Annotated in this window: 25 protein-coding genes and 1 tRNA gene; 13 read left to right on the top strand and 13 right to left on the bottom strand. The window is 62.4% G+C overall.

What is annotated here, in order from left to right; genetic code table 11:
- Positions 1 to 87: 87 nt before the first annotated feature.
- From ACN9M3_RS25705 to ACN9M3_RS25695, 3 genes are all read right to left on the bottom strand, one after another.
- The gene (locus tag ACN9M3_RS25705; protein WP_426164048.1) at positions 88 to 402 is read right to left on the bottom strand and encodes a DUF3144 domain-containing protein; all 315 of its coding nucleotides are present in this window, start codon (positions 400 to 402) and stop codon (positions 88 to 90) included.
- 94 nt (positions 403 to 496) lie between these two features.
- Positions 497 to 679: a hypothetical protein gene (locus ACN9M3_RS25700; protein WP_130310722.1), complete on the bottom strand. Its 183-nt coding sequence runs from the start codon at positions 677 to 679 to the stop codon at positions 497 to 499.
- A gap of 109 nt (positions 680 to 788) precedes the next feature.
- The gene (locus tag ACN9M3_RS25695) at positions 789 to 1,433 is read right to left on the bottom strand and encodes a TetR/AcrR family transcriptional regulator (RefSeq protein WP_426319034.1); all 645 of its coding nucleotides are present in this window, start codon (positions 1,431 to 1,433) and stop codon (positions 789 to 791) included.
- A 150-nt stretch (positions 1,434 to 1,583) separates the two neighbouring features.
- Here ACN9M3_RS25695 and ACN9M3_RS25690 point away from each other — a divergent pair, with 150 nt between their 5' ends.
- The 3 genes from ACN9M3_RS25690 to ACN9M3_RS25680 are packed head-to-tail and all read left to right on the top strand — an operon-like array spanning position 1,584 to position 5,698.
- Positions 1,584 to 2,693, top strand: a complete 1,110-nt coding sequence (locus ACN9M3_RS25690) for an HlyD family efflux transporter periplasmic adaptor subunit (protein WP_426319033.1) — start codon at positions 1,584 to 1,586, stop codon at positions 2,691 to 2,693.
- A gap of 8 nt (positions 2,694 to 2,701) precedes the next feature.
- Positions 2,702 to 4,264 carry a DHA2 family efflux MFS transporter permease subunit gene (locus ACN9M3_RS25685; protein ID WP_426319032.1) on the top strand — a complete coding sequence of 521 codons (1,563 nt, stop codon included), beginning with the start codon at positions 2,702 to 2,704 and terminating at the stop codon, positions 4,262 to 4,264.
- Between the two features lie 15 nt (positions 4,265 to 4,279).
- Positions 4,280 to 5,698, top strand: coding sequence for an efflux transporter outer membrane subunit (locus ACN9M3_RS25680; RefSeq protein WP_426319031.1), 1,419 nt, complete (start codon positions 4,280 to 4,282; stop codon positions 5,696 to 5,698).
- Between the two features lie 87 nt (positions 5,699 to 5,785).
- On the opposite strand, the gene ACN9M3_RS25675 is transcribed toward ACN9M3_RS25680, so the two are convergent.
- Positions 5,786 to 6,673, bottom strand: a complete 888-nt coding sequence (locus tag ACN9M3_RS25675) for a LysR family transcriptional regulator (RefSeq protein WP_426164036.1) — start codon at positions 6,671 to 6,673, stop codon at positions 5,786 to 5,788.
- A 101-nt stretch (positions 6,674 to 6,774) separates the two neighbouring features.
- On the opposite strand from ACN9M3_RS25675, the gene ACN9M3_RS25670 reads away from it, so the two are divergent.
- From ACN9M3_RS25670 to ACN9M3_RS25645, 6 genes are all read left to right on the top strand, one after another.
- Positions 6,775 to 7,377, top strand: coding sequence for a short chain dehydrogenase (locus ACN9M3_RS25670; protein ID WP_426319030.1), 603 nt, complete (start codon positions 6,775 to 6,777; stop codon positions 7,375 to 7,377).
- A complete protein-coding gene (locus ACN9M3_RS25665) occupies positions 7,377 to 7,979 on the top strand; it encodes a short chain dehydrogenase (RefSeq protein WP_426319029.1) in 603 nt (200 codons plus the stop codon). Before ACN9M3_RS25670 ends, ACN9M3_RS25665 begins: the two co-directional genes overlap by 1 nt.
- A gap of 49 nt (positions 7,980 to 8,028) precedes the next feature.
- A complete protein-coding gene (locus tag ACN9M3_RS25660) occupies positions 8,029 to 9,729 on the top strand; it encodes a dipeptidyl-peptidase 3 family protein (protein WP_426319028.1) in 1,701 nt (566 codons plus the stop codon).
- A 102-nt stretch (positions 9,730 to 9,831) separates the two neighbouring features.
- Positions 9,832 to 10,518 carry a hypothetical protein gene (locus ACN9M3_RS25655; protein ID WP_426164028.1) on the top strand — a complete coding sequence of 229 codons (687 nt, stop codon included), beginning with the start codon at positions 9,832 to 9,834 and terminating at the stop codon, positions 10,516 to 10,518.
- 83 nt (positions 10,519 to 10,601) lie between these two features.
- Positions 10,602 to 11,333: a BON domain-containing protein gene (locus tag ACN9M3_RS25650; RefSeq protein WP_426164026.1), complete on the top strand. Its 732-nt coding sequence runs from the start codon at positions 10,602 to 10,604 to the stop codon at positions 11,331 to 11,333.
- A gap of 88 nt (positions 11,334 to 11,421) precedes the next feature.
- Positions 11,422 to 12,720: an MFS transporter gene (locus ACN9M3_RS25645; protein WP_426319027.1), complete on the top strand. Its 1,299-nt coding sequence runs from the start codon at positions 11,422 to 11,424 to the stop codon at positions 12,718 to 12,720.
- A gap of 3 nt (positions 12,721 to 12,723) precedes the next feature.
- Here ACN9M3_RS25645 and ACN9M3_RS25640 read toward each other — a convergent pair whose 3' ends face one another.
- The gene (locus ACN9M3_RS25640) at positions 12,724 to 13,107 is read right to left on the bottom strand and encodes an MAPEG family protein (RefSeq protein WP_426319026.1); all 384 of its coding nucleotides are present in this window, start codon (positions 13,105 to 13,107) and stop codon (positions 12,724 to 12,726) included.
- 18 nt (positions 13,108 to 13,125) lie between these two features.
- Entirely contained in the window at positions 13,126 to 15,237 is a 2,112-nt protein-coding gene (locus ACN9M3_RS25635) for a prolyl oligopeptidase family serine peptidase (RefSeq protein WP_426319025.1), read from the bottom strand.
- A 112-nt stretch (positions 15,238 to 15,349) separates the two neighbouring features.
- Here ACN9M3_RS25635 and ACN9M3_RS25630 point away from each other — a divergent pair, with 112 nt between their 5' ends.
- Positions 15,350 to 16,138 carry a hypothetical protein gene (locus ACN9M3_RS25630; protein ID WP_426319024.1) on the top strand — a complete coding sequence of 263 codons (789 nt, stop codon included), beginning with the start codon at positions 15,350 to 15,352 and terminating at the stop codon, positions 16,136 to 16,138.
- Here ACN9M3_RS25630 and ACN9M3_RS25625 read toward each other — a convergent pair.
- Complete coding sequence (locus ACN9M3_RS25625; protein WP_426319023.1) at positions 16,089 to 17,501, bottom strand: cytochrome P450; 1,413 nt, start codon at positions 17,499 to 17,501, stop codon at positions 16,089 to 16,091. The genes ACN9M3_RS25630 and ACN9M3_RS25625 overlap by 50 nt on opposite strands.
- Positions 17,502 to 17,569: 68 nt before the next feature.
- On the opposite strand from ACN9M3_RS25625, the gene ACN9M3_RS25620 reads away from it, so the two are divergent.
- Together ACN9M3_RS25620 and ACN9M3_RS25615 are read left to right on the top strand one after the other, a co-directional pair.
- On the top strand, positions 17,570 to 18,406 hold the full coding sequence (locus tag ACN9M3_RS25620; RefSeq protein ID WP_426319022.1) for a helix-turn-helix domain-containing protein: 837 nt from the start codon (positions 17,570 to 17,572) through the stop codon (positions 18,404 to 18,406).
- A 33-nt stretch (positions 18,407 to 18,439) separates the two neighbouring features.
- Complete coding sequence (locus ACN9M3_RS25615) at positions 18,440 to 20,371, top strand: helicase-related protein (RefSeq protein ID WP_426319021.1); 1,932 nt, start codon at positions 18,440 to 18,442, stop codon at positions 20,369 to 20,371.
- Here ACN9M3_RS25615 and ACN9M3_RS25610 read toward each other — a convergent pair.
- The 6 genes from ACN9M3_RS25610 to ACN9M3_RS25585 all read right to left on the bottom strand — a co-directional run bounded on the left by ACN9M3_RS25610 (position 20,368) and on the right by ACN9M3_RS25585 (position 25,895).
- Entirely contained in the window at positions 20,368 to 21,822 is a 1,455-nt protein-coding gene (locus tag ACN9M3_RS25610) for a PLP-dependent aminotransferase family protein (protein ID WP_426319020.1), read from the bottom strand. The genes ACN9M3_RS25615 and ACN9M3_RS25610 overlap by 4 nt on opposite strands.
- A gap of 9 nt (positions 21,823 to 21,831) precedes the next feature.
- Positions 21,832 to 22,416, bottom strand: coding sequence for a LysE family translocator (locus ACN9M3_RS25605; protein ID WP_426319019.1), 585 nt, complete (start codon positions 22,414 to 22,416; stop codon positions 21,832 to 21,834).
- A gap of 167 nt (positions 22,417 to 22,583) precedes the next feature.
- A tRNA-Lys gene (locus tag ACN9M3_RS25600) sits at positions 22,584 to 22,659 on the bottom strand.
- Between the two features lie 59 nt (positions 22,660 to 22,718).
- The gene (locus ACN9M3_RS25595) at positions 22,719 to 24,482 is read right to left on the bottom strand and encodes a GspE/PulE family protein (protein ID WP_426164004.1); all 1,764 of its coding nucleotides are present in this window, start codon (positions 24,480 to 24,482) and stop codon (positions 22,719 to 22,721) included.
- 8 nt (positions 24,483 to 24,490) lie between these two features.
- Positions 24,491 to 25,276: a spermidine synthase gene (locus tag ACN9M3_RS25590; protein ID WP_426319018.1), complete on the bottom strand. Its 786-nt coding sequence runs from the start codon at positions 25,274 to 25,276 to the stop codon at positions 24,491 to 24,493.
- Positions 25,277 to 25,379: 103 nt separating this feature from the next.
- The gene (locus tag ACN9M3_RS25585) at positions 25,380 to 25,895 is read right to left on the bottom strand and encodes a glycine zipper 2TM domain-containing protein (protein WP_426164000.1); all 516 of its coding nucleotides are present in this window, start codon (positions 25,893 to 25,895) and stop codon (positions 25,380 to 25,382) included.
- A 308-nt stretch (positions 25,896 to 26,203) separates the two neighbouring features.
- Between ACN9M3_RS25585 and ACN9M3_RS25580 the strand changes: the two genes are divergently transcribed.
- A complete protein-coding gene (locus ACN9M3_RS25580) occupies positions 26,204 to 26,602 on the top strand; it encodes a barstar family protein (protein WP_426163998.1) in 399 nt (132 codons plus the stop codon).
- Positions 26,603 to 26,635 lie beyond the last annotated feature (33 nt).

Here is a 26,635-nt window from a genome sequence, read left to right as displayed (position 1 = left end):
CGAAAGCACGATCTTAGTCTCGGCTCGCTTGCCCGGACAGGGCCATCACGCGCAATTTTCCTGGGGCCACGCGGGCCCGGGAGTTGCTTACTTCTGGTTGCGGTACTGCTCGAAATGCTTGCCGTAGTCTTCCCAGTTATCGTCAAACATCTTGTTGAACTGGTCCATGAAGTAGGCCTTGGCTTCTTCTTTCTTCAGTTTGAAGGCTTCCAGGTCAGGCTGGGCACGTGCTACCAGGTAGGTGTTGTAGCGGGCGGCGGCGAACAGCAGGCTGGCGCCTACCAGTTGCGGGGCGCCCTTGTTGCTGTTTTCGTGGGCGTTGGCCAGTGCAATGTAGGCGTCGATGTTTTCGAAGAATTTCTGGTCGTCGTTCTGCTGCTGTTGGGTTGCTTGTTCGCTCATGATTTACTACCAATAAGTTGATACTAGGGGTGGGCATCGTGACACAGGAAGCGCGTCGCCGCAATAAAAAACCGGGCTTTTGCCCGGTTTGTTGTCAGCTCGCAATGAAGCGCTCTGGGATTTCGATACCGCCGCTATTGGCAGCCTCCGCATAGGCCTTGAGTTCATTGATCGCGGCGTCCAGGTGTTCTTTGTTCGGGTTTTCCTGGAAACCTTTGATGCGCTCGTTGATCGTGGCAATTTTCCTGCTCCATTCGAGCCGATCGACCTTGCTCATACAACCTCCCACTTTAATTTTGGTTCTCGAGAAGGTCAGTATCCGGCAGCCAGCCGATGGGCCACCGTGCGCTAGCGCACATACGCTGCCGCGCACGCTTAAGGGCTACTTAACGCTTCAACACCCCGTTCAGGAACAGGTCGACGCCTTGCTCGATCTCCTCCGGCGTGGTGGCCACGCCGCAGCGAGAATCGAACAGGAAGCGGCGCAACTGGTCGCCCATCAGGCAGTTCATCAGGTGGATCGCCAGCCGCTCCGGCGGCGCCTTGGTATCGAGTTGGGCTCGGACGTCCGCACGGGCGAAGTAGCGCGCCACCAGCTCGCGCGTCTGGCGCGGGCCGGCGTCCCAGAATGCTTCGGCCAGGTCGGGATTGGCGTGGGCTTCCGCCACCACGATTTGATAGAGCGCGGTAGCCGCCGGCGTGCTGACCAGGCGGTGGAAGCGCAGGCCGAACTCCAGCAACGTTTCGCGCACAGGGCGGTGCAGGGTTTCCATGCCGACGGGATCGAAGGCGCCGGCACGATGACGCAGCAAGATCGCCTTGAGCAGGCCGGCCTTGCCGCCGAACTTCACATAGATGGTGCGCACGGCAACCCGTGCTTCTTTGGCAATGGCTTCAAGGCTGACCTTGGCATAGCCCTTTTCCAGGATGAGCCGGGCGGCCGTATCCAGCAGGTCGTTCAGGCGCGCTTCGGCCTCGGCGGCCTTGGGGCGCCCGGCTTTGACTGGCTCGATAACTTGTTCAATAGACATGATTGAAAACCGTACGTAATGCCCGAAGGCTAGCAGAGACCTCACTTTATGCCAAATAAAAATGAAATGCAATCGTTTCATTTCTTGACTTTGGTCATTGATTGACCAATAATGCACACGACTCATTTCATTTTCAGGGAGTTTCCCACCATGTCCCAGCACAACCCAGCCGAACAAAAAGTGCTCAGCGCCGTGCCCGAAGCCGCGCCTACCGCTAATCCACCTAACCGTCGCGTACTCGTGATCGCCGGCCTGATCGCCCTGGCAGCCCTGGCCGCTGGCGGCCGCATGTGGTACCGCAGCCATCACTATGTGGAAACGGAAAACGCCTACGTGGCAGGCCACGTGCACCCGGTGTCCTCGCGCATTTCCGGCGTGGTGACCAAGGTGCTGGTGGACGACAACCAGCTCGTGAAGGCGGGCGACGTAATCGCCGAACTCGATCCCTTCGACCAGCAGGTGAAGGTAGAACAGATCCAGGCCCAGATCGCCAGCGTCCAGCAGCAAGTGCTGCAGGCGGACGCCCAGATCGCGCAAGTGAATGCGCAAGCCAGCGCCGCTGCTGCGCAAGTGGCGCAGGCGCAAGCCAACCAGTTGCGTGCATCGCAGGACGCCGAGCGTTATGGCCAGCTGTATACCAGCCAGATGAAAGCGGTATCGAAAGCCGAACTGGATGCGGCCAACGCCGCCCGCGCCAGCGCCACCGCCGACGTGGCGGCGCGCAAGGACAGCGCCGTTGCCGCGAAAGCGCAAATCGGCTCCGCCACCTCCGCCCGCGAAGTGCTGAAGGCGCAAGTCAAAGTGCTGCAAGTGCAGCTGAAAGACGCGCAGCAGCAACTGGCCTACAACCGTATCGTCGCACCGGTCGATGGCCGCGTCGGCAAGCGCGCCCTGGAAGTAGGCCAGCGCGTGCAGTCAGGCCAGCAACTGGTGGCCCTGGTGCAGGACAATGTGTGGGTCACCGCCAACTTCAAGGAGACCCAGCTCGCCGACATGCGCGTGGGCCAGGAAGTGAGCCTGACCATCGACGCACTGCCCGGCAAGGAACTGGTTGGCCGCGTCGACTCGTTCTCGCCAGCCTCCGGCGCGCAGTTCGCGCTGCTGCCGGCCGATAACGCCACCGGCAATTTCACCAAGATCGTGCAGCGCGTGCCGGTGAAGATCACCTTCAAGCCGGAAGACCTGAAAGCCTATGAAGGCCGCCTGGTGCCGGGCATGTCGGCCATCGCTGAAGTCAGCATCAAGTCGAACGCAAAATGAGTGCCCCAATGATGGTGCCTGAAGGCCGGGTATCCGGCCGCACCTGGATCGCAGTCGCCGCGGGCATGCTGGGTGCCTTCATGGCGGTGCTGGACATCCAGATCACCAACTCCTCGCTGCGCGACATCCTCGGCGCGCTGAACGCGACGCAGGAAGAGGGCTCCTGGATTTCGACCGCCTACCTGGTGGCCGAGATCATCGTGATCCCGCTGACGGCGCTGCTCACGCGCACCTTCGGCATGCGCGGCTACATGATGGGCACCACTGCACTGTTCCTGGTGTTCTCGACCCTGTGCGGCGCGGCCTGGAACCTGCAAAGCATGATCATGTTCCGCATGATGCAGGGCTTTACCGGCGGCGCGCTGATCCCTATGGCGATGACGCTGGTGATGGCCAAGCTGCCGCCATCGAAACGCGCAGTGGGCATGGCGATCTTCGGCCTGACCGCAACGCTGGCGCCTTCCATGGGCCCGACCCTGGGCGGCTATCTGAGCGAGCTGTATGGCTGGCCTTCGATCTTCTACATCAACTGGGTGCCCGGCATCCTGCTGATCGCCGGCGTGGCCTATGGCCTCGACCACGAGCAGCGCAAGCTTGGTGAATTGTTCAATGCCGACTGGCTGGGCATCGCCTTCATGGCGATGGGCCTGGGCTGCCTGACCATCTTCCTGGAAGAGGGCAACAGCAAGGACTGGTTCGAGTCCGGCTTCATCATCGCCTTTGCCGGCCTGGCTATCGTGGGCTTGCTGGGCTGGGTGCTGACCAGCGCCATGCGGCCGCATCCCTTCGTCAACCTGGGCCTGTTCACGCAGCGGAACTTCCTGGTGGCATCGGCGCTGGCTGCGGTGATGGGCATGGGCCTGTACGGCTCCTCGTTCCTGCTGCCGCTGTACCTGGGCCAGATCGCCGGCTATTCGCCGATGCAGATCGGTGAAGTGATCATGTGGGCCGGCTTGCCGCAGCTGTTCATCATGCCTTTCGCGGCCAAGCTGTCGATGAAGGTCGACAACCGCATCCTGTGCTCGATCGGGCTCGGGCTGTTCGGCGTCTCCTGCATCATGAATGCCTATATGGACGCGACCACCGGCTACGACCAGCTGCTGCTGTCGCAGGTGGTGCGCGCGCTGGGCCAGCCCTTCGTGATGCTGACGCTGTCGAACTTCGCGATGAACGGCATTGCGCCGAAAGACACCGCATCGGCATCGAGCCTGTTCAACATGATCCGCAACCTGGGCGGCTCGATCGGCATCGCCCTGCTGGCAACCCAGCTGACGCAGCGCGAACACTTCCACTCGGCTCGCCTGGGCGAGGCAGTGAACAGCTTCTCGGCCGCCACCCAGCTGCGCCTGGACCAGTTGACGCAGTCGTTTATCGGCAAAGGCTTCGACCCGGTTACCGCATCGGACAAGGCGCTGAAGGCGGTCGATGGCATCGTGCGGCGCGAGTCCTTCGTGATGGCGTACAACGACGGCTTCCTGATCGTGGGCGGCATCCTGCTGTCCTGCATCCTGATCCTGTGGCTGTCCGACAAGGTGAAATCACCTTCGGGCGGCGGCGCTGGTGCGCACTAAATGAGAGTAAGAACTATGAACATCAAAATGATTGCAATGGCAGTTGGCGCGGCAGCGGTATTGGCCGGCTGCGGTACCGTGGGCAGCGACTTCAAGGCGCCTGCAGGCATGAAGGAACAGGCCTTCCGCCACGCGCCGCATGGCGCAGCGAGCGAAGCCCAACTGCCATCGCAGTGGTGGACCGTGTTCAGCGACGACACGCTGAACCGGCTTGAGCACCAGGCCCTGCGCGACAGCCCGACCGTCAAGGCGGCGGCGCAGCGCCTGTTCCAGGCCGAAGCGCAACTGGGACTGGTGAAAGCCAGCCAGCTGCCATCCGTGACGCTCAGTACCGGCGTATCGAATTCGCGCAGCTCGGCCAATACCTCGCAAGGTATCGCCCTGGGCCACCGCTCGATCCACGGCAACAACTACTCCGTGGCAGCCGGCTTCTCGTATGAGCTGGACCTGTTCGGCCGCGTGCGCCGCGCCGTGGAATCGGCCGACGCGCAAGCGCTGGCGGCCAGCCATGACCGCGACGGCGTGTTGTTGCTGCTGTCCTCGCAGATCGCCACCACCTACTGGCAGTTGCGCGGACTGGATGCCGAAATGGCCATCCTGCGCGGCGCGCTGGCCACCCGCAAGGAGAGTGAAGACCTGGTGAACGCCCGGTTCAATGCCGGCCTGTCGAACGAACTGGACACCTCGCGTGCCCGCATCGAACGCGCCAATGCCGAAGCCGACCTGGAAGAAGTCCAGCGCCAGCGCAACACGCTGGAACACGCGCTGGCGGTACTGGTCGGCGCCTCGCCATCGACGATGCAGCTGGAACAGGCAACTGCGACCGAACTGCCGGCGCCACCGGTCATCCCGGCCGGGCTGCCCGCCAACCTGCTGGCCAACCGTCCCGACCTGGCCGCCAGCGTCGCCACCCTGCGCGCGACCAATGCCAACGTGGGCGTCGCGGAAGGCGCGTTCTACCCCTCGGTCAGCCTGACCGGCAACTTCGGCTACGCCTCGGAGAGCTTGAGCGATATCAGCAAAGGCGGTTCGCGCGTCTTCAGCCTCGGTCCGCTGGCGCTGTCGCTGCCGATCTTCGACGGCGGCCGCAACCAGTCCAACCTGACGGTTGCCAAGGCCCGCTATGAAGAAGCGGTAGCCAACCACGAAGGCAAGCTGCTGACTGCCTTGCGTGAAGTGGAAGACGCCCTGTCCGATGTGCAGCAGCGCACGCAGCAGGGCAAGGTCCAGGCCACGTCCCGCGAAGCCGCCACCCGCGCCTACGACGTTGCCCGTGCCCGTTACGAACGCGGCATCAGCACCTACCTCGACGTCACCGACGCCCAGCGCAGCGCCCTGGCCGCCGACCGCGCCGCCGTGCAGATCAACACCCAGCGCATGCTCGCCACGGTCAGCTTCGCCCGCGCCCTCGGCGGCGGCTGGCAAGCTCCTTAAATAAAAGTCGGGGTCAGGTCTGGCAATCCGCCATTAAACGCACATTCGTGCGTTTAATGGCGGATTGCCAGACCTGACCCCGACTTTTTAATTGGTAGGCCCGAGGCGGGTGAGCACGAAGTCGATGAAGCTGGTCAGCTTGGGTGTGGGCTGGCGGTTGCGTGGGTAGAGCAGGTGCATGGGGCGTGGGGTGGGCAGGTAGTCGTCCAGCACGCGTACCAGGCGGCCGGCGGCGATGTCTTGTGCCAGCGCTGTTTCAGCCTGCATGATCAGGCCGAAGCCTTTCAGCGCGGCTTGTTTCAGGGCGTAGCTGTTGTTGGCACGCAGGCGGCTGAGCGGTACGTTGCGCGCATCCTTTTCTCCCTTCAGCCGCCAGCGTGCCTGCGGCACCCAGCCGCTGAATTCCAGGCATTCGTGTTGCGCGAGGTCGGCCGGTACCTGGGGCACGCCGCGTCGTGCGAGGTAGTCGGGGGAGCCGCAAATCGCCAGGCCATATGGCCGCAGCGGCCGCGCGACCAGCGATGAATCTTCCAGCTTGCCGATGCGCACGGCCACGTCGAAGCCTTCTTCCACCATGTCGATCATGCGGTCGTTCAGGTTCAGGTCCAGGCTGACTTCCGGGTACATTTCCAGGAACTCGGGGATCATGGGGCTGAGCCATTCCATTCCGAACGAGACTGCTGCCGACACCTTCAGCACACCGCGCGGGGCCAAACGCATGGTTTCGGCCAGGCTTTCCGCCGCGCTGATCTGCGCCAGGATGGTTCGGCATTGCTCGGCATATTGGCGGCCGATCTCGGTCAGCGACTGGCGCCGCGTGGTGCGCGTGAGCAGGGCGGTGCCTAGCTTCTGTTCCAGTTCCCGCACGTGCTTGCCCACCATGACGGCGGAAATGCCGAAGCGCTCGGCTGCGGCGGTGAAGCTGCCTGTGTCGACGGCGGCGACAAATACTTCCATGCTGCGGAGCTTGTCCATTGCGAACCATGAGTTTGTAATTAACTAAATGATAGCTCATTTATTCCTGTGGTGACGGAGCGCATACTGGCTTCACTTCGAAACCCAACAGGAGATTCAACATGAAAAAGATCATCGTTATCGGCGCCTCGGGCACCATCGGCAAAGGGATCGTGGAACAACTGGGCTTGCGCCATGAAGTGATCAGTGTGGGCCGCAACAGCGGCCAGTACCAGGTCAGGATCGAGGACCCGGCTTCGGTGCAGGCGCTGTTCGAAAAAGTCGGCAAGGTGGATGGCGTGGTGGTGGCTGCCGGTGACGCCCATTTCGGCGCGTTGCAGGAGATGACCGCGGAGCAGTTCCAGATCGGCCTGAACTCCAAGCTGCTGGGCCAGGTGAACGTGTCGCTGGCGGCGCAGAAGTACCTGAATGACGGCGGTTCGATCACCTTGACCAGCGGCAGCCTGTCGGACAATCCGGTCCGCTACGGCGTCAATGCCACCACCGTCAACGCTGCCGTGGATGGCTTCGTGCTTGGCGCAGCCATTGAGCTGCCGCGCGGGCTGCGCATCAACTCCGTCAGCCCGACCCTGGTCAACGAGTCGGTCGAAACTTATGGCCCTTATTTCTACGGCGTTGAAACCGTGCCAGTGAAGCGCGTGGCCCTGGCTTACAGCCGCAGCGTGGAAGGCGCGGACAACGGCAAGACTTACCGCGTGTGGTAATGCGTACGGTCCTGGTTATTGGCGGCACCGGCACCATCGGCGGCGCCGTGGTGCGGGAGCTGGGCAAGCGCCATCGCGTGATCACCGCTGGCCGGCATAGCGGAGATCATCGTGTGGCAATCGAAGACATCGCTTCGGTGCAGGCCCTGTTCGCGGCAACCGGCAGGGTGGACGATGTGGTGGTCGCTGCGGGTGCGCTTCACGTCGGCCCGCTGGAAGCGATGACGCACGGGCAGTTCCGCATCGGTCTCGATTCAAAGCTCATGGGGCAGGTGAACGTGGCGCTGGTCGCGCAGCATGCGCTGAGCGATGGCGGTTCGATCACCCTGACCAGCGGCGTCGATGCGCACAATCCCCTGCGCGGCTGCGCCAATACGGTGACCGTCAACAACGGCATCGAGGGCTTTGCCCGCGGCGCGGCGGTGGAGCTGCAGCGCGGCCTGCGCATCAACGTGGTCAATCCTTCGCTGCTGGAGGAATCGGTGGAAAAGTTCGAGTCGCTGTTTCATGGCTTCGAGCCCGTTCCTTCGAGCCGTGTAGCACGCGCCTACAGCCGTTGCGTGGAAGGCGCGGAAAGCGGAAAAACTTACCGCGCCTGGTAGACGCAGGCATACAATGTGGCCTTCCTTTTAACTGTAGAGAAAAGGCCACATGAAAAACCTCCTGTCCCCGCTGGTGCTGGCGATTGCCAGCGCCACCGCTGCCGCTGCTCCCGCCGACGTCGCCGAGCTGCAGAAGATGACCAGGCGCTACGCGCCGGTACAACTGAAGGCCGACACCTCGCAGCTGACGGCCGGCGACCGCCAGGCGATCAAGAAGCTGATCGAAGCGGCGAAGATCGTCGATACCCTGCAACTGCGCCAGCGCTGGTCGGGCAACGAGGCCCTGTACGCCGCGCTGCAAAAGGACAAGTCCGCGCTGGGCAAGGCGCGCGCCGAGTACTTCTGGCTGAACAAGGGCCCGTGGTCCATCCTCGACGACCACAAATCCTTCCTGCCGGCGGAAGTAGCGGGCATCAAGGTGCCGGACCATAAGCCTGCCGCCGCCAATTTCTATCCGGAAGGCGCCAGCAAGGAAAAAGTGGAAGCCTGGATCAATGGCCTGCCTGCTGCACAGAAGCAGGAAGCGCAGTGGTTCTTCACCACCATCCGCAAAGGCGATGACGGCAACTTCAAGATCGTGAAGTATTCGGACGAGTACAAGCCGGAACTGGAAAAGCTGTCCAAGCTGCTGAAGGAAGCCGCCGCCGCCACCAGCAACGCCTCGCTGAAAAAATTCCTCGACCTGCGCGCGGACGCCTTCCTGTCCAACGATTACCTTCCTTCCGACTTTGCCTGGATGGACCTGGATTCGCCGGTCGACGTCACCATCGGCCCATACGAAACCTATAACGACGAATTGTTCGGCTACAAGGCTGCCTTCGAAGCGTATGTGAACATCCGCGACGAAAAGGAAACCCGCAAGCTGGACTTCTTCGCCAAGCATATGCAGGAGCTGGAAGACAACCTGCCTCTCGATCCGAAATACCGCAATCCGAAAGTGGGCGCCGTTGCACCGATGGTGGTGGTGAACCAGGTCTACGGCGCTGGCGACGGCAATATGGGCGTGCAGACTGCCGCCTACAACCTGCCGAACGACGAGCGCATCATCAGCCAGCGCGGTTCCAAGCGCGTGATGCTGAAGAACGTGCAGGAAGAAAAATTCAAGGCCACGCTGACGCCGATCGCCAAGCTGGTGTTGCGTCCAGCGGACCAGAAGGACCTGGACTTCAACTCCTTCTTCACGCACATCCTGGCGCACGAAATCACCCACGGCCTGGGCCCGCACATCACCAAGGCCGGCGCCACCGAATCGACCCCGCGCCAGGACTTGAAGGAAGCCTATTCCACCATCGAGGAAGCGAAAGCCGACATCACCGGCCTGTTTGCGTTGATGTACATGATGGAGAAGGGGCAGTTGAACGACACGCTGGGCCAGGGCGAGGCGGCGGAGCGCAAGCTGCACACCACCTTCCTGGCATCGGCTTTCCGCACGCTGCACTTCGGCCTGACCGACTCGCACGCGCGCGGCATGGCGATCCAGGTCAACTACCTGCTGGACAAGGGCGGCTTCGTGTCGCACGGCGACGGCAACTTCTCGGTCGACTTCAAGAAGATCAAACAGGCGGTGATCGATCTTGACCGCGAGTTCCTTACCATCGAAGCCACCGGCGATTACGCACGCGCCAAGGAGATGATGGCAAAGTACGTCGTCATCCGCCCGGACGTGCAGAAGGCTTTGGATAAAATGAAGAAGGTCCCGAACGACATTCGTCCGTCTTTCCCGACTGCCAACTCCTTGCTCGCCAAATAAACTTGTCGACGAGCTCAGCCAATATTTTGTAACAGCACAGAAACTCCGGTAACAGCTTGCCGTAAGGCATGTATAGTTGTAGCCAGTTACCGGAGTTCTGTTATGAAGCTGAGCCTGCCAATCCTGCTGTCCTTCTTCGCTGCTTCTGCTGGCGCTGCACAGCTGACTGAAACTGAAACCCGCTGGCTGCAAGCCGGTTCTCCCGTGCTGGCGTATGCCAAGCAGGAACTCAAACTTCCGATTGATATCGTGGTCCAGCCGCAAGCCGGTCCGAACGACGTGCCGCTGGCCATGGGTTTTGCCGATGGCCGCTGCAAGCTGGTGTTCTCCATGCGCGGCAATCCCCAAGCGGAAGAAGTGCTGTCCGGCGTACCTGCCGAGCAACAGAAAATCCTGATCGAAGCCATGACGGCGCACGAAGTCGGCCATTGCTGGCGCCAGGCGCACGGCAGCTGGCATGCTTTGCCGGCCGGCTTTGTCGAGGGTCCGCATGAACAGCTCGACAACCCTGAACTGCAGGCACTGTCGAAGGAAATGCGCGATACCCGCCGCGAGGAAGCCTTCTCCGACCTGGTGGCGTTGGCATGGACGCAACGCGCGAATGCCGCGCAATACAAGCAGGTGCATGCCTGGCTGATGCAGGTGCGCCAGCCTGTCGAGCACGGCTCGCACAACACGCGCGCCTGGCTGCAGCTTGCGGCCGATGGCGCTGTGTTCTCTAGCGAACATAACCCCTTCGAGCAGGCGCGCGTGCTGTGGGGCAAAGGCTTACTTAAAGACGAGCAATAACGCAACTGTGTTCGGTCGCGCACAGAATTTAGTCCCCGGGAGGCGTGTAATTCCCATGCAAACCATCCTAAAGGGGACTAACCATGAAGAAAATCCTGTGTATTTCGCTGGCTGCCCTGTTCAGTACTTCATTCGCCGTCGCGCAGGCTGCCGATAACGACGCCTACAAGGCTGCGAAGGACAAGGCTGAATCCGACTACAAGGTTGCTAAGGACAATTGCAAGAGCCTGAAGGGTAATGCTGAAGACATCTGCAAGGACGAAGCCAAAGTAGCCGAAGCGCGCGCTATCCTGGACGCGACCAGGCAGCACCAGAACACGCCCAGGGACGTAGAAAAGGCCCAGAAAAAACTGGCCGATGCAGAGTATGACCTGGCCAAGGAGCGTTGCGACGACATGAGCGGTTCGGCCAAGTCGGCCTGCAAGTCGGACGCCAAGTCCGCCCATAAGACCGCGCTGGCCAATGCTGGCACGCCAAGCACCACTGAGACCATTGCCCAGGAGACCCGCGAAGCTGGAACCAACCTGGCCAATACTACGCGCGAGGCAACTGCCGATACACGCGCGGCTGCACGTGACGCAACCGCCGGCACCCGCACCGCGATGTCCGATACCATGATCACCACCAAGGTGAAGGCAGAATATGCCGCCGACCCGCTGGTGAAAGCCATGGACGTGCACGTCGAAACCCAGAAGGGGATCGTCATGCTGAGCGGCTTCGTGCCATCGAAGGCTGAAGCTGACAAAGCTGTCGAACTGGCCCGCAAAGTCGAGGGCGTGCAGGAAGTGAAGTCTTCCCTGCAGATCAAGAAATAAACGGGCGCCTTGCGCCAAAGAGGGGCCGGCCCAGCGCCGGCTTTTCTTTTTCTTGCATTCATGATGATTATCATCTATCATGCGGCGCATGATTGCTCAAACTTTCTCCCAGTGGTTGCAGCGCCGCGGCATCCACTATGCGTGGGTCATCGTTGCCTTGACCTTCCTGACCGGGCTGACCTCATCGGCCGCACTCGGCTTGCCGGGCGCGCTGCTGCAGCCCCTGAGCAAGGAGTTCGGCTGGGGTGTCGACCAGATATCGTCGGCCCTGGCCGTGCGCTTCGCCCTGTTTGGCCTGATGGGGCCCTTCTCGGCGATCCTGATGGAGCGCTTCGGCTTGCGTAAAGTGGTGGTGACGGCGCTTGCCCTGATCACGGCGGGCTCCTTGCTGGCGCTGGGGATGACGCAGTTCTGGCACCTGGTGCTGTTGTGGGGCGTGATGCTGGGCGTGGGCTCGGGCATGACAGCGCTGGTCCTGAGCGCCGTAGTCTCCAATCGCTGGTTCGAGACCCGGCGCGGCCTGGTGGTCGGCTTGCTGACGGCCAGTTCGGCAACCGGGCAGTTGATCTTCCTGCCGGTAGGGGCATGGCTGGTGGAGCATTTCGGCTGGCGCATGGCTGTCGTGCCGGTGCTGGTGGCGTGCGGCGTCGTTGCGATTGCCGTGTTCTTCCTGATGCGTAATCGTCCTGCCGATGTTGGCCTGGCGCCGTTTGGTGCAACGCAGCCTGCAGCGACAGTTACGGCGTCAATGACGATTGGTTTCGCGACGCCGTTCCGCATCCTGCGAGAAGCGTCGGGCAGCCTGGTGTTCTGGCTGCTGGCCGGCAGCTTCTTCATCTGCGGTCTGAGTACCAATGGCCTGATCCAGACCCACTTCATTTCCCTGTGCGGCGATGCCGGCCTGGGTCCGGTGCCTGCTGCTTCGGTACTGGCGATGATGGGCGCCTTCGACCTGATTGGCACGATCCTGTCCGGCTGGCTGTCCGACCGCTACGACAACCGCAAGCTGCTGTTCTGGTATTACAGCCTGCGCGGCCTGTCGCTTCTGTGGCTTCCGTATTCGGAGTTCACGCTTTACGGGCTGTCGATATTCGCCATGTTCTATGGCCTGGACTGGATCGCCACCGTGCCGCCAACCGTGCGCCTGGTCGCAACGACCTTCGGCAAGGAGAAAGCGGGCATGGTGTTCGGCTGGATTTTCGCAGCCCACCAGTTGGGTGCTGCAGTCGCTGCGTTCGGGGCAGGGCAGGTGCGTACGCTGCTGCTTACCTACAATCCCGCGCTGTTCACTGCAGGCGCTGCCTGCCTGGTGGCTGGCCTGATGGTGCTGGCGATCAGGCTGCGGCCGGCCGCAGCAGCGGCGCCGGTCGCAGCCAGCGCCGCATGACGGTCAGGAGTGGGCCAGGATCGCCAGGCTGACGAGGATGCCGGCGAACCACACCACCGTGCGCATGGTAGCGAGGTTGCTGATGTAGATGATGCTGTAGGTCACGCGGATCAGGACAAAGGACATCGCCAGGATATCGATGCGGTCCTGGTTGGCGTGGGCCTGCTGCGCGAGGATGACGGCTGCAATGAACAGCGGCAGTGCCTCAAAGCCGTTGTGCTGTGCAGCGATGGCGCGCTTCATCCAGCCAGCCTGGCGGCCGGCCCAGTCGCGCGGATCGCTATTGTCGTAGCGGTCATTGCTCGTGACCGAGGCGACTTTGGATGTCATCGCGACGACCATGGGCAGCAGGCAGGCCGCGGCGATACACCAGTTTGCAACCGTCATTTTTTACTTCTCCTCTTATTAAAGGTATTTGGCGAGCCAGCCGTGAACTTCGTTGTAGAAGTAGCGGCTGTTTTCGCCTTTCAGGATCCAGTGGTTTTCGTCCGGGAATACTACCAGTTTGCTAGGGGTATTCAAGCGTTGTTGCGCCGCGAAGTTCATCAGCGCGTTGTTGACCGGTACACGGTAATCCAGTTCGCCGACGGTGATCAGGATCGGCGTCTTGAAGCCGGTGCCTTTCTCGTGGTTCGCACCTTGCATGATCGGGCTTTGCTCGCGCCATACGGGCAGGTCGCTCCATACCGGGCCGCCGCCGTTGACTTCACGGCCATAGATGCTGTCGCTGGTACCCCACTGCATCACCAGATCCATCTCGCCAGCGTGCGACACGATGGCCTTGTAGCGGGTGGTGGTGGCCTGCAGCCAGTTGGCCAGGTGGCCGCCGTAGCTTGCGCCGCCTGCCGCCAGCCTGGTGCTGTCGATGAATGAATATTTCTTGATCGCTTCGTCAACTGCCCAGTTGATTTCGTCGCCCGGGCCTTTCAGCGGGTCATGCTGGATCGAGCGCGCGAATTCTTCGCCGTAGCCGGTGGAGCCCTTGTAGTCGGTCAGCAGCACTACATAGCCCGGCTTGGCCAGCAAGTGGTAGTTCCAGCGCAGCACGAACTGGTCGCGCCACATGTTTGCGGCGCCGCCGTGGATCACCGCAAACAGCGGGTATTTCTTGTTCGGGTCAAAGCCAGCTGGCTTGACGATCATGTTGTGGATCTGGCGGCCATCCGGTGTCTTGTACCAGAAATGCTCGGGCGCCTGCCAGTCGATGGCCGCGGCTTTCTCCACGTTGAAGGAGGTCAGGCGCTTCGGCGTGCCGTTGAAGGAGTAGATTTCCGGCGGATTGATGGCCGATTCCCAGACGCCTACCAGCGCCTTGCCGCCTGCGTTCAGCGAATTGATCGAGCCGTTCGGCAGCGATGGTTCCTCGCGCTTGTCGCCGCCGGCGTAGTTCATCGAACTGACCTTTTCCAGGCCGGCGTGCTCGAAGGAGTAGTAAATGCGCTTGCCGTCGCCTGGCAGGGCGATGCGGGAGATCGAGCGGTCCAGGTCCTGGGTCAGTATCTTCGGCTGCGCGCTGGTGAACGGCCAGGCGAAGCTGGCTACGCGGGTCAGGTCGTACACCTTGTTCGGTACTTCTTCTTCGGTCAGCGCGAACAGGGTCTTGCCGTCAGGTGAGAAGCGCAGGTCGTGGTAGCTGCGGCCATCTTTCGTCAACTGGGTCGGCTCGCCGCCGCCCAGTGGAACGCTGTAGATCTGGGTGAAGGTGGCGGCGCGTGCGGCTTCGTCACGGTTGGTGGAAACAGCGAACACCACGCCTTTGCCGTCGGGCGTCCAGACCGCGTTCAGGGACTGTCCGTCGTCGCCCTGGCTGCCGCCGAATCCCGGCAGGTCGGCCAGCTTGCTGCCGGCCAGGATATCGCGCGGCTTGGCGTCGGCCTGCGCATCCATCACGAACAGGCGCACCTTCTTGTCGTCCAGCCATTTGTCGAAGAAGCGCGGCGGGAAGGACTCGTAGGCGCGGGCGCTATATTTGCGGTCCTTGCGCTCCTTGGCCACCTTCTTGACTGCTTCTTCATCGGTCGTTCCTGGGAAGATCTCGCTGACGAACAGGATCTGCTTGCCGTCCGGGCTCCACTTCGGCATGCGCGCGCCCAGCGTCAGGGTAGTCATGCGCTGCGCTTCGCCGCCGCTGGCGACGTCGAGGCGGTAGATCTGCGGCGCTTCGTCGCCTTCGCGCTTGGCGACGAACAGCAGGAAGCGGCTGTCCGGCGACCAGGCGTGGGCGGATTCGCCGCCTTTGCTGAAGGTCAGGCGGCGCGGTGCGCTATCGTCCACCAGGGACTTGATCCAGATGTCGGACCATTGCTCCTTGCTGTCGTAGGCCGGATCGGTGACCGAGAACACGGCCCATTTGCCGTCCGGGCTGGGCTGCGGGGCGCCGACGCGCTTCATCAGCCACACGTCCTCGTGGGTGATGGCGTGTTTGGCTGGTTCGACTGCTGCCGCCTGGGACAGGCCGGCGCATGCAGCGAGGAGCAGCAGGGAGGTGAGTTTGGGGAGGATGTTAGTTGCAGTCATTGCAATGGCTTCGTTGGAACAAGGGAGCGAGGATAGTGCGGAATCGAGGCTCCTGTGTCAACGTGCTGTTACTTAGTCGTTACAAAGGGCGAGCGTGCTAGACTCGCGCCCCATGAATTCCATCCTCGCCCTGAAACTCTTCCTCGTCCCCTCATTGATCTATGCAGTCACGCTGGCCGGCCGGCGCTGGGGACCCGGCGTTGCCGGCTGGCTTTCGGCTTTTCCGATCGTCGCGGGGCCGATACTGCTGGCGATCTCGCTGGAGCAAGGCGCCGGGTTTGCCGCGACAGCGGCGGAAGGGACCCTGATGGCCGTGCTGGCAATGATTGCCTTCAGCCTCGCGTACGCGTGGGCCTCCGGCCGGATGGGCGTTGCCGGCGCCATGCCGGTTGCGTTGAGTACATGGGCGCTGGCGGTGGCGGGACTGCAGTCGCTGCACCTGGCGTTGCCGTTTGCAGCTGCGGCTGTTGTGGTCGCGCTGCTTGTCGCGCCTCGCTTGTTCCCCGCGACGCCGGCTACGCCATCCGCTGCCGCGAGTGCGGTGCCGGCGCGGCGTGGCGGCGACTTGCCGTGGCGGATGCTGGCGGGTGCAGTGCTGGTGATGTCGGTCAGCGCGGCGGCCGCAGGGCTGGGGCCACGCCTGAGCGGCTTCCTGGCCATGTTCCCGGTCATGGGCACGGTGCTGACGGGCTTCACCCACGTACAGGCAGGCCGCAACAGCGCGGTGCAACTGCTGCGCGGCACCATGCTTGGCTACTTTGCCTTCGCCGCATTTTGCGTCGCGATCTCGCTGCTGCTGCGCGCGCAGCCGGTGGCGGCATCCTTCTTCTGCGCCTTTGTTTTCGCGCTGACTATCCAGCTATTGGTGAAAGCCGCATCGTCAAAGCGCCTGGCGACATGACAAAGCCGTGGTATTCCTCGCTGTCTCCTTCGACGGAAAGCAGCTCGAAGCGCCCCAGCAGGCAAGCCATGGCCACCTTGATTTCCAACAGCGACAGGTAGCGTCCCGGACAGAGGCGAGGGCCTGAACCGAAGGGCATTGCAAGCTGGCGCGCATTGCTGCCATCCAGCCAGCGCTGCGGATCGAAAGCGGCTGCATTGCACAGCTTCGCTTCCGCCACGCTGTCGTGCCGCAGCACGCACCACACCACGCTGTCCTTCGGCACCTGCACATCGCCCACCACGAAGTCGCGGTTGGCCTGCAATGGAATGAAGGGCGCCGGCGGCTTGAGGCGCATGGCCTCGTGCGCGCAGGCGTCGATGTATTCCAGCTGGTCCATCTGCTCGATGCTGAAGCCTGCCGGATCGGGTGCAACGCGCCGCACTTCTTCCTGCGCGCGTTGTAGCGCCGCCGGGTGGCGAGACAGGAGCCAGATCAGCCAGGACAGGGCGCTGGATGTCGTGTCTTCGCCCGCCAGCAACATGGTGCTGACATTCCCGACTACTGCGGCGTGGTCGATGCCGCTGCCTTCCTGGTCCGCTGCGGCCAGCATCGCTTCCAGCATGTTCTGCGGCTTCTCGGCGCGGGAAGGATCGTCCTGCATGCGCTGGCGTGCCTTGGCGATGAAGCCATTGGTCGCTTCGCGCATGGCAAGGACTGCCGCCTCCAGCTTTCGGTCGTAGGGCAGCTTCACGTAGCGCCAGTACGGGACCGGCAGCAGGGAACGGCGCGCGGTACCTTCCATGATCAGCTCCAGTTGCTGCTGCACGACGTCATCGCCATGCTCGATGGTGTTGACCTCTTCGCCGAACGCCAGGCCGGCGATCACGTCCACCGTGTAGCGCTTCAGGTCCGCATTCAGGGCGATAGGGCGACCTTCCTGCGCTGCCTGCGCCCAGCGTGCCTGCAGCCGTGCGCCGACGCGCGCCAGCAGGGGGAAATAGGCCTTGATCGCATGCGGTGCGAACGCCTGCATCACCATCTTGCGCTGGTTGCGCCAGGCCGCACCTTCGGCAAGGAAGACACCGCGCTCGCCGCCCATCTCATCCGACACCTGGGCGGTGACGTCGGGCCGCCGGAAGCCGTCGGGCCGGTCGCGCAATATGCCATTGACCAGCGCAGCATCGGCAACGACCAGCGCCTGCGAGCGGCCAATGCTCATGCGGAACAGCGAACCATATTGCTGCGCCAGGACTTCGACATCGGCATGCACCTTGCGCGGCCGCAGTTGCAAGATATTGCCGAGGAAGGGCAGGCCCCTTGGGCCGGGCAGGTCGGAGAGTTGGCGCAAAGCGCCGCGAGTGGGGGCGGTTGTCGTATTCATGCTGCCAGTATGCGTCGACCGTGCGGTCCGGTCTTGAACATTTGCGACATCGCGCTACAATGCTGTGCATGTTGCCAATTAGTAAATTCATCGTGCCGCGCCGTTCGCTCGCCTCCTGCCTGCGTGCGATCGTCGTGCGCAATACGGTCGGCTGCGAGTTGCCCGACGAGCAGCGCCTCAACCGTTATCCGGCGACAGGTTTTCCGGTGCTGTTCCTGCAACTGGTGGGCGAGTCCCAGATGGTGGAGCCGCCGATGGCGGAGAAGTGTCAGGAGGGCGGCGTGCTGCTGTCGGGTGCGTGGACCGGTCCCACGGTGTCCGCCAACCCGGGCCCCACGCATTTCATGACCGTGCTTTTTTTCCCCGAAGCGCTGCACCGCCTGACGGGGATCGACATGAGCACCATCGTCGACCAGTTCCAGCCGCTCGATGTGATGCTCGACGCCGAATGGCAGCAGCTGGCGGCGCAAATGCTTGCCGCGCGCGACGACGAAACGCGCGTCGCCTTGCTGGAGGATTTCCTTGAGCCGCGCTGGCGCGCCGCGCGCCATGGCAGTAACTTCGATGGCGCAGTGGGCGATTGGGTGCGCCGCCTGGAAGGGCAGGCTGCCGCTGCCGGCATTGGCCGCAGCGTGCGCATGGCCGAGCGCCGTATCCGCGAATGGGCGGGCCAACCATTGCGCCGCCTGCGCCGCGCGTATCGCGCCGAGCAGACCTTCATCGCAGCGCGCGACGCCGCACTGAAAGGCAGGGTCTCGCTGGGCGACATGGCGCAACTGGGCGGTTATTCCGACCAGTCCCACATGAGCCGTGAAGCGCGCGAGATCAGCGGGCTTAGCCCGTCCGAGATCCTGCGGCGCGGGCTGGAAGACGAAACCTACTGGGTCTACCGTATCTGGAACTAGCCGCGCGGCGCCATTCGCTATAATCGTCTCGCCATGACAGATTTTGACGACGACGAACAGTTGGTGACTGAGCTGGGCCTTGCAGCCCGCGGCATCGAACTGGCAAAGCAGGAAGGCCGCGTATTCCTGCGTTTCACAGGTTCTGTGGAGCTGGACGGCCTGCACATTCCCTACGACCTGGTGCCGCAGCAAGGCGTGCTGGCCAAGCCATCCAAATGGCGCAAGCTCGAGCGCGAGGGGCGCGCGGCCCTGTTGCTGGAACGCGGCAGCGAGGCTGCGCAAGCCGCCCTGCATGCCGACGTGGTCGCCTTCGCCGCCGAGCTGCGCGAGGAATGCGACGATTACGGCATGCGGCCGATGGATTTCCTGCATGCGCTGGAAGACATGCAGACCTCCGAGCCGGCCGGCATCGTCTTCGATCGCATCCGCCAGCGCCTGGAGCATGCGGTGGAGCGCCATCGCGAAGAACGCCACGCTGAACGCACGCGCCAGAGCATCAACCTGGCCGAATACCCCGATACCTTCGAAGTCGCACGCCGCCTGCCGCGCAAATTCATCGCGCTGCTGGGGCCGACCAATTCCGGCAAGACCCACAAGGCGATGGAAGCGTTGGCGAAAGCGCGCAGCGGCGTTTATCTGGCGCCACTGCGCCTGCTGGCGCTGGAGAACTACGAGCGCTTGCAAGCTTCCGACCCGGACCTGAAGGTCAGCCTGGTGACCGGCGAAGAGCGCCGTATCGAAGAAGGCGCAACCCATGTCGCCAGCACGGTGGAAATGCTGGACACGCGCACGCAAGTCGAGGTGGCCGTGATTGATGAGATCCAGATGCTGTCCGACCGCGACCGCGGCGCGGCCTGGACTGCCGCGGTGTGCGGCGCGCCGGCGCGCACGGTCTACCTGGTGGGCGCGGCCGAAGCGCGGCGCGCAGTGGAAGCGCTGGCTGAGCGGCTGGAATGCCCGATCGAAGTCCATATCCTGAAGCGCAAGGCGCCGCTGTCGATGGAGCCCTCCGCCGTGCGCAAGCTCAAAGGGCTGCGCAAGGGTGACGCCGTGATCGCCTTCTCGCGCCGCGAAGTGCTGATGTGGCGAGACATGGTGACCGAAGCCGGCCTGTCAGTCGCCACAGTGTACGGCAACCTGTCGCCCGAAGTGCGGCGCGCGCAGGCGCAGCGCTTCCGGGATGGCCATGCCGACGTGGTAGTGGGCACGGACGCGATTGCCATGGGCCTGAACCTGCCGATCCAGCGCGTGGTGATGACTACCACCGTCAAGTACAACGGCTACGAGGAAGAGGAAATTCCCGCGGCCCTGGCGCGCCAGATCGCGGGCAGGGCAGGGCGCTACGGCGTGCACGAGGAAGGCCACGTGGCGGGCTACGACGACGAGACGCACGGCGTGATGCGCTCGCTGTTGAAGGAAAAATTGCCGCCGCTGAAAGCCACAGGTTTCGCCGTGGCGCCGACGCTGGAGCACCTGCACCGTATCGCTGCCGTCACCGGCGAGGATTCGCTGGCGCGCTTGCTCAAGCGCTTCGTTCACAATATCGACGTGCCGGATGGTTTCTTCTTCCCGCGCATCACCGAGGAGCAGTTCGAACGCGCCGAATGGCTGGATACCTTACCGCTGTCGGTGGCGGACAAGTTCACCCTGTCGCTGGTACCGATTTCCTCCAACGTGGTCACGCTGCAGAAAGCTTGGGAACACTGGTGCGTATCGTTGTCGCGCCAGCGCGTGACCCACCTGCATCCGGAGCAGAACCCGCTGCAGTGGATGAACCTGCAGGAGGCGGAAGATGCCTGCCGCCTCTATTCGGCCTACGCCTGGCTGGGCTACCGCCTGCCTGAATTCTTCCCCGACGTGGCGCAGGCGCTGGAGCTCTCGCGTTCCGCCTCCGAAAGGGTTGACGGCATCCTGCAGGACCAGAACGCCGCCAACCGCCGCCGCCAGCCGAAGCGCTTCCGCTAGGCCGGCTTCTTCGCGTGCATCCGGTCGAGGCTTGAACGTGCACCGGCGACCGCCTCCAGCCGCTCTTGCAGGTACTGGCTAAGGCGCGGATGCTGGCTGAAGGCCACGTTGAAGCGAATGTGCCGGTCCGGTGTGTCACTGGGCGAGAAGGCGGCGCCGCGCATGAGCAGGATCTTGTTGCGGTATGCGTCCTGCGCCAGCAGGTCCACGTCCAGGCCTTCTGGCATGGTGCCCCACAGGAAAATGCCGGCGTCGCCCGGCTGCTCGAACTGCACGCCGGCTGCGCTGAGCTGGCGCGAGCTGGCGTTACGTGCCGCCATGATTTTGCGCTGCAAGCGCTCCAGGTGCTTGCGCAGGTTACCCGCCCTAAGCACTTCCAGCAGCACATATTCGTTCAAGGCAGGCGTCGTCAGGATGGAGTGAATCTTGGTGCGCATCAGTACCTTGAGCAGGGCGGGCGTTGCAGCAAGGTAGCCCATGCGCAAGGCAGGGCTCAGCGCCTTGCAGAAGCTCGAATAGTAGATCACCCCATCGAGCCCGGACAGGGCAGCCAGCCGAGTGCCTGGAGATTGCTGGAAATAGCCATGCACGTCGTCTTCGGCAATCAGGAAGCCATGCTGTTGCGCCAGCATCAATACCTTATGCAGGTTGGCGGCGCTGCTGCTCCAGCCGGTGGGGTTATGCAAGGCGGTCTGCACGAACAGGATGCGCGGTCGATGTTCGCGGCACGCCGCTTCCAGCTCGTCCAGGTCGAGGCCATCGGGACGGCGCTTGATCGGGACCAGGCGTATCCCTTCTTGGCGCAGCCTGCCAAACATCAGGAAGAAGCCGGGATCTTCGACCAGTACGGTGTCGCCGGGCTGTAGAAAGCTGCGGCAAATCAGGTCGATCGCGTGGGTGCCGCCAAAGGTGGTGAGTACATGGCCGGCATCAACGTCCACACCTATGCCGCGTAGCAGCAGCGCTATGTGTTCGCGCAATTCGGGCAGCCCCTGGGGCGGGCAGCGCGAGGCCATGCCGGCACTGCTTCGGGCCAATGCCCTTTGTATCGCGGCCGCCGGAACTGCGTCTTGCAGCCAGGTTGGCGGCAGTGCGCCGCTGCTGGCCAGCAATACACCTTCGCGTTGATCGTTTGCCTGCTGCGCCAGCCAGACCGGCTCTTGCTCCTCGCCCGCTTCCAGTGCGGCTTCGTCAGGAATCGATTTGCCCTCGTCATTCCTGGTGCAGACATAGAAGCCGGCCGTGCCTTGCGAATCGATGACGCCTGCCGCGACCAGCCGGTCATAGGCTACAACGACGGTGTTCGTGCTCACTGCCAGCTGGCTGGCGAGCTGGCGTATCGACATCAGCTTGGAGCCGCCAGGCAGCGCGCGGCTCTCGACCATGTGCCGTAACTGTGTCTCAATCTGCTTGGACAATGGGATGGGAGAGCTGCGGTCGATGGCGAACATGACGAGAGTCTAGCGTAAAAACATCAGGGCCAGGACCAGCAAGGCCGCACCCATGGCCAGGTTGAATGCGCGTTGCTTGCGCGGGTCGTCGAGCAAGCGCCGGATCGACATGCCAAACAGGGCCCACATGAAATTGCAGGGAGCCCCTACAAGCATGCCAATGACCGACGCCTGCAGTGCATTGGCGAAGGCATTGTCCTGCGCGGGCATGAACACCGATGCCACGGTAATGGCTTTCAGCCAGCTTTTGGGATTAAGCGCCTGGAAGACGGTAGCCTGGGTGAAGGACACGGCCTTGGAAGCGCGCACACCATCCGCCGAAGCTCCGCTGAGTTTCCAGGCAAGGTAGATGAGATACAGTGAGCCCGCGACGCGCAGCACCTGTTGCGCCAATGGGTAGGTGACGAAGAGGCTTCCCAGCCCCACGCACATCAGCATGGTTTGCACGAAAACGCCGGCCTGGATGCCGAGGATGACCGGCAATGCGCCGCGACCGCCGAAATTGGCGCCCGTGATGGCGAGCATGACGTTGTTTGGCCCAGGCGTGGCCGACATGACGAGGCAATAGCTCGCCAGGGGCAGGAGGTCGATCATGGTGTGCAATCCGCAACGAAGGAATGGCACAGTCTAGGATCGCGGCACAGGGCGAACAAGACACAAGGCGGGGGGATGGGAGTCATGCTGTATCAGTCGAACGACTGCTACAGTTGGCAGCAGAAACAAAAAAGCCTCGTCCGAAGACGAGGCTTTCCTGTTCATTCTGGTAGGCCGTGCGGGGCTCGAACCTGCGACCAACGGATTAAAAGTCCGCTGCTCTACCAACTGAGCTAACGACCCGAAAGAGGCCGTATTATATACGAGGATTTTGGCGTTTGCAAAGTCCCTTTTTTTTTGCGTCACCCCATGGCGGTAACCTTGAGCACTTCCTCCGCCGTGGTCACGCCTTCGCGCACCTTGAAAGCGCCGGCAATGCGCAACGGGACCATGCCTTCGGCGACCGCCTGCTTGCGCAGGGCGGTGATGTCGGTTTCTTCTTCCAGCATGGTGTTGAACGATTCGCTGGTGGTGAGCAGCTCGTAGATGCCGGTGCGGCCGCGGAAGCCGGTCTGGCGGCACTCGGGGCAGCCGACGGGGCGATATACCTTTTCCGGCTTGCCGATATCCCAGCCGCCGCTCAGGCCCTGCCAGAGATCGTCGGCCAGCTCGCCGCCTTCCTCCTTGCAGTCCACGCACAGCGTGCGCACCAGGCGCTGCGCCATGATGCCGATCAGCGTTGCTTCCAGCATGTAGTAAGGCACGCCCAGCTCCAGCAAGCGCATCACGGCCGATGGCGCATCATTGGTGTGCAGCGTGGACAGCACCAGGTGGCCGGTCAGCGCGGCCTGGATCGCCATCTCCGCAGTCTCCAGGTCGCGGATCTCGCCGACCATGATGATGTCGGGGTCTTGCCGCATCAGGGCGCGCACGCCGTCGGCGAAAGTCAGGTCGATGCCGGGCTGCACCTGCATCTGGTTGAACGAGGCTTCGACCATCTCGATCGGGTCTTCCACGGTACAGACGTTGACCTCTGGCGTCGCCAGCGTTTTCAGCGTGGTGTACAGGGTGGTGGTCTTGCCCGAGCCGGTCGGGCCGGTGACGAGGATGATGCCGTGCGGACGGTTGGTCAGCGAATCCCAGCGCTTGGCGTCTTCCGGTGGGAAGCCCAGCTCCGGCAAGGTCTTCACCACCACTTCCGGGTCGAAGATACGCATGACCAGCTTTTCGCCGAAGGCGGTCGGCAGGGTCGACAAACGCAATTCGATTTCCTGGCCGCCGGCGGTGCGGGTCTTGATACGGCCATCCTGTGGGCGGCGTTTCTCGATCACGTCCATGCGGCCCAGCAGCTTGATGCGGGCGGTCATCGCGATCATCACCACCGCCGGCACCTGGTAGACCTGGTGCAGCACGCCGTCGATCCGGAAACGGATGGTGCCGAGTTCGCGCTTGGGCTCGAGGTGGATGTCCGACGCGCGCTGTTCGAAGGCGTACTGCCACAGCCAGTCGACGATATTGATCACGTGCTGGTCGTTGGCATCGACCGTCTTGTTCATCTTGCCCAGCTCGACCAGCTGCTCGAAGTTGTTGCGCAGGGCGATGTCCTGGCCAGTATTCTTGTTGGCGTGCTTGATCGACTTGGCCAGCGAGAAGAACTGCGAGGTGTACTGGGAAATATCGAGCGGGTTCGAGATCACGCGCTTGATGACGCGGCGCGCGACCTTGGCGATTTCCCCTTCCCACTCCAGCGCGAACGGATCGGCGGTGGCCACGGTCAGCGTGTCCGGCGTGATTTCCACCGGCAGGATGTTGAAGCGCGCCGCATAGCTGGCCGACATCACGTCCGCCACCTTGGTGAAGTCGATCTTCAGCGGGTCGATGCGGTAGAAGGGCAGCTTGGCGCGCTGGGCCAGCCATTCGGTCAGCACGTCCAGCGTCAGCAGCTTGCCGCTCTTGGCCGATACCAGCTTGCAGTGCGCCACGGCGCTGAGCGGATGCATGGCGCCCGGCGTGTTGCGCAGGATGCCTTGGGCCTGCGCGTACAGCCCTTTGACTTCGGCTTTCTCGACCATTCCATCAGCCAGCAGCCAGGTGAAGATAACTTGAAGATCGAGCGCTTTTGCCATGTGTGACCTTATGCGAGTGCGGCTTTGAGTCCTTTGAGCCAGGACTTTGCGGGCAATTTTGTTTCGGCGACGATTTGCGCGGCGCGGTCGGCCAGCGCAGTCACGTCGATGTTGCGGCGAGTCTTGAAGGCGATTGCCACCACGTTCCCGTCATGGACTTCCGGCAGCGACACCACTTGCGGGAAGGCGAACTTCATCGCCTTCAGGTTCTTGGCGTAGCTTGGATGGTCGCCGAACAGGTTGATGGTCATGATGCCATCGTCATTCAGGCAGGCGGCGCAAGCCTGGTAGAACTCAGGCGTGTCGAGCACCGGGCCGCGCGCAGTGGCGTCGTAAAGGTCGACCTGCAGCGCGTCCAGCGTGCCGTGGTTGTCCGGGTTGGTGACGTAATCCATCGCATCCATCTCGACCACGTTGAGGCGGCCGTCATTGTCGGGCAGCTTGAACATGGAATAGCAGATGTTGATCACCGACGGATTCAGTTCCACCGTGGTGACTTGCGCTTCAGGGAAATGCTTGTAGCAGAACTTGGTCAGCGCGCCGGTGCCCAGGCCCAGTTGGGCGACGTGGGTCGGCGCATCGTTCCAAAGCATCCAGGCCATCATCTGTTGAGCGTACTCCAGTTCCGGCCAATCCGGCTTGCGGATGCGCATGGCGCCTTGCACCCACTCGGTGCCGAAATGCAGGTAGCGCACACCGTCCAATTCGGACAGCGTGACCGGGGCAAACTTGGGTTTTCGCGTGGCGGGACGCGAAGACTCTTCTTTTTCGATGGATTTACGTTTGATCAGCATGGCGGCATTATCCCGCGTTATCTTGCTTACAAGCAAGCGTCCAAATGAAAACTGCCGGCCATCGCTGGCCGGCAGTCCGGGGAAGGAGAGGTGGCCCCGGAACTTAATTATTCATCGGTTCAACATTTACACGCAGGCGGATACGCTGGCCCGGGTCGTGGCTCATGAAACTGGTGTAGTTACGGCCGCGGTAATCGTACTCCACGTTATAGCCGGTGGTGCGGGTTTCGAAAGAATCAACCATGCGGCACTGCTTGACGGCCTGCTCCTGCACGGCGCCCGGCTGGGCGTTCGAATTCTGGGTGCGGTCGCCGATCACGGCGCCGGCAATCGCGCCGGCAGCGGTGGCGGCGGTCTTGCCGTGGCCGGAGCCGACCTGGCTACCGACTGCCGCGCCCAGGATACCACCAAGGATACTGCCGCCGACGCCGCGTTCCTGCGGCTGCTGCACCTGGACGTACTCGGTGCGGCATTCCTGGCGCGGACGGTTGATCTGCTCGGTCACAGGCGTGACGCGGGTCACCCGGCCGTAATCCTCAAAATCGATTGCTTGGGCCTGCGCCAGCGGAACGGCGCCGAGGCTCAGGGCTGCGAAAAACAATTTAGTTTTGGCTTTCATTTTGTTTACCTCGTTTCTGTCTTTTTGGCAGTTCGCTTGGGTTTAATTGGAATTGCACGCCTAAATATTAACGCCAAGGCTTGTATCCTTGGGGGAAGTAAGGCAACAAAATGTAACCCCATGCTTTTGGGTTAATATGGTAAGTTTTTAACAAAACTTGCGTTAGGACTCACTTTCGGGTTGATTCATAGAGTACAACACGTTACCCTTATGGCGTGGAATCAGATTGACAGGGAGAAACGAAAGCTCCGGCCCCGGCGCATTGACCCGCCTACGGCTTGTACTTGATAGGTCGATTTGAGGGAAAGATGAGTTTGTTGATAACTGTGCCGCCTAATCTAGTCCAGTCTATTCGCGCCTTCCGCGTGGCAGAGCTGCAGGACGAGGCAGCGCGCCTGGGGCAGCACTTCTTGTATGCGCATTGCAATGCCGGCCTGACCAAACAGCAAGTCCTGGGCATTATTGCCGAGTCTTTCCACATCCCTAAACCGCATTCCAAGAATTTCGACGCCCTGCGCCTGACTCTGACCGAAACGATGGACAAGGCCGGCCCGCAGCCGGGCTTCCTGATCGTGCTGGAGCAGTTGCCAAACACGCAAAAGTTCGACCGCGAAGCACGCGAGTGCCTGCTGGATGTATTCCGCGATGCCGCTGATTTCTGGGCAGAAAAGAAAGTACCGTTCCGCGTCTTCTACTCTTTCGAGTAAGTTCAATTCCCCGCTTGCATAGTTTGCTGCGCA

It is taken from the genome of Pseudoduganella sp. R-43 (assembly GCF_049913255.1).
Lineage (GTDB): Bacteria > Pseudomonadota > Gammaproteobacteria > Burkholderiales > Burkholderiaceae_D > Rugamonas.
Note: the sequence above shows the minus strand (reverse complement) of the source record. Positions and strands in the feature narration are given on the sequence as shown.

Coding starts and splice junctions, on each gene's coding strand:
- ACN9M3_RS25615 (WP_426319021.1), top strand. CDS start 18,440: ATGACAGATTTTGACGACGACGAACAGTTGGTGACTGAGCTGGGCCTT.
- ACN9M3_RS25590 (WP_426319018.1), bottom strand. CDS start 25,276: ATGCTGATCAAACGTAAATCCATCGAAAAAGAAGAGTCTTCGCGTCCC.
- ACN9M3_RS25660 (WP_426319028.1), top strand. CDS start 8,029: ATGAAAAACCTCCTGTCCCCGCTGGTGCTGGCGATTGCCAGCGCCACC.
- ACN9M3_RS25690 (WP_426319033.1), top strand. CDS start 1,584: ATGTCCCAGCACAACCCAGCCGAACAAAAAGTGCTCAGCGCCGTGCCC.
- ACN9M3_RS25685 (WP_426319032.1), top strand. CDS start 2,702: ATGATGGTGCCTGAAGGCCGGGTATCCGGCCGCACCTGGATCGCAGTC.
- ACN9M3_RS25580 (WP_426163998.1), top strand. CDS start 26,204: ATGAGTTTGTTGATAACTGTGCCGCCTAATCTAGTCCAGTCTATTCGC.
- ACN9M3_RS25610 (WP_426319020.1), bottom strand. CDS start 21,822: ATGTTCGCCATCGACCGCAGCTCTCCCATCCCATTGTCCAAGCAGATT.
- ACN9M3_RS25585 (WP_426164000.1), bottom strand. CDS start 25,895: ATGAAAGCCAAAACTAAATTGTTTTTCGCAGCCCTGAGCCTCGGCGCC.
- ACN9M3_RS25665 (WP_426319029.1), top strand. CDS start 7,377: ATGCGTACGGTCCTGGTTATTGGCGGCACCGGCACCATCGGCGGCGCC.
- ACN9M3_RS25595 (WP_426164004.1), bottom strand. CDS start 24,482: ATGGCAAAAGCGCTCGATCTTCAAGTTATCTTCACCTGGCTGCTGGCT.
- ACN9M3_RS25700 (WP_130310722.1), bottom strand. CDS start 679: ATGAGCAAGGTCGATCGGCTCGAATGGAGCAGGAAAATTGCCACGATC.
- ACN9M3_RS25630 (WP_426319024.1), top strand. CDS start 15,350: ATGAATTCCATCCTCGCCCTGAAACTCTTCCTCGTCCCCTCATTGATC.
- ACN9M3_RS25605 (WP_426319019.1), bottom strand. CDS start 22,416: ATGATCGACCTCCTGCCCCTGGCGAGCTATTGCCTCGTCATGTCGGCC.
- ACN9M3_RS25705 (WP_426164048.1), bottom strand. CDS start 402: ATGAGCGAACAAGCAACCCAACAGCAGCAGAACGACGACCAGAAATTC.
- ACN9M3_RS25620 (WP_426319022.1), top strand. CDS start 17,570: ATGTTGCCAATTAGTAAATTCATCGTGCCGCGCCGTTCGCTCGCCTCC.
- ACN9M3_RS25670 (WP_426319030.1), top strand. CDS start 6,775: ATGAAAAAGATCATCGTTATCGGCGCCTCGGGCACCATCGGCAAAGGG.
- ACN9M3_RS25680 (WP_426319031.1), top strand. CDS start 4,280: ATGAACATCAAAATGATTGCAATGGCAGTTGGCGCGGCAGCGGTATTG.
- ACN9M3_RS25645 (WP_426319027.1), top strand. CDS start 11,422: ATGATTGCTCAAACTTTCTCCCAGTGGTTGCAGCGCCGCGGCATCCAC.
- ACN9M3_RS25635 (WP_426319025.1), bottom strand. CDS start 15,237: ATGACTGCAACTAACATCCTCCCCAAACTCACCTCCCTGCTGCTCCTC.
- ACN9M3_RS25655 (WP_426164028.1), top strand. CDS start 9,832: ATGAAGCTGAGCCTGCCAATCCTGCTGTCCTTCTTCGCTGCTTCTGCT.
- ACN9M3_RS25695 (WP_426319034.1), bottom strand. CDS start 1,433: ATGTCTATTGAACAAGTTATCGAGCCAGTCAAAGCCGGGCGCCCCAAG.
- ACN9M3_RS25640 (WP_426319026.1), bottom strand. CDS start 13,107: ATGACGGTTGCAAACTGGTGTATCGCCGCGGCCTGCCTGCTGCCCATG.
- ACN9M3_RS25625 (WP_426319023.1), bottom strand. CDS start 17,501: ATGAATACGACAACCGCCCCCACTCGCGGCGCTTTGCGCCAACTCTCC.
- ACN9M3_RS25650 (WP_426164026.1), top strand. CDS start 10,602: ATGAAGAAAATCCTGTGTATTTCGCTGGCTGCCCTGTTCAGTACTTCA.
- ACN9M3_RS25675 (WP_426164036.1), bottom strand. CDS start 6,673: ATGGACAAGCTCCGCAGCATGGAAGTATTTGTCGCCGCCGTCGACACA.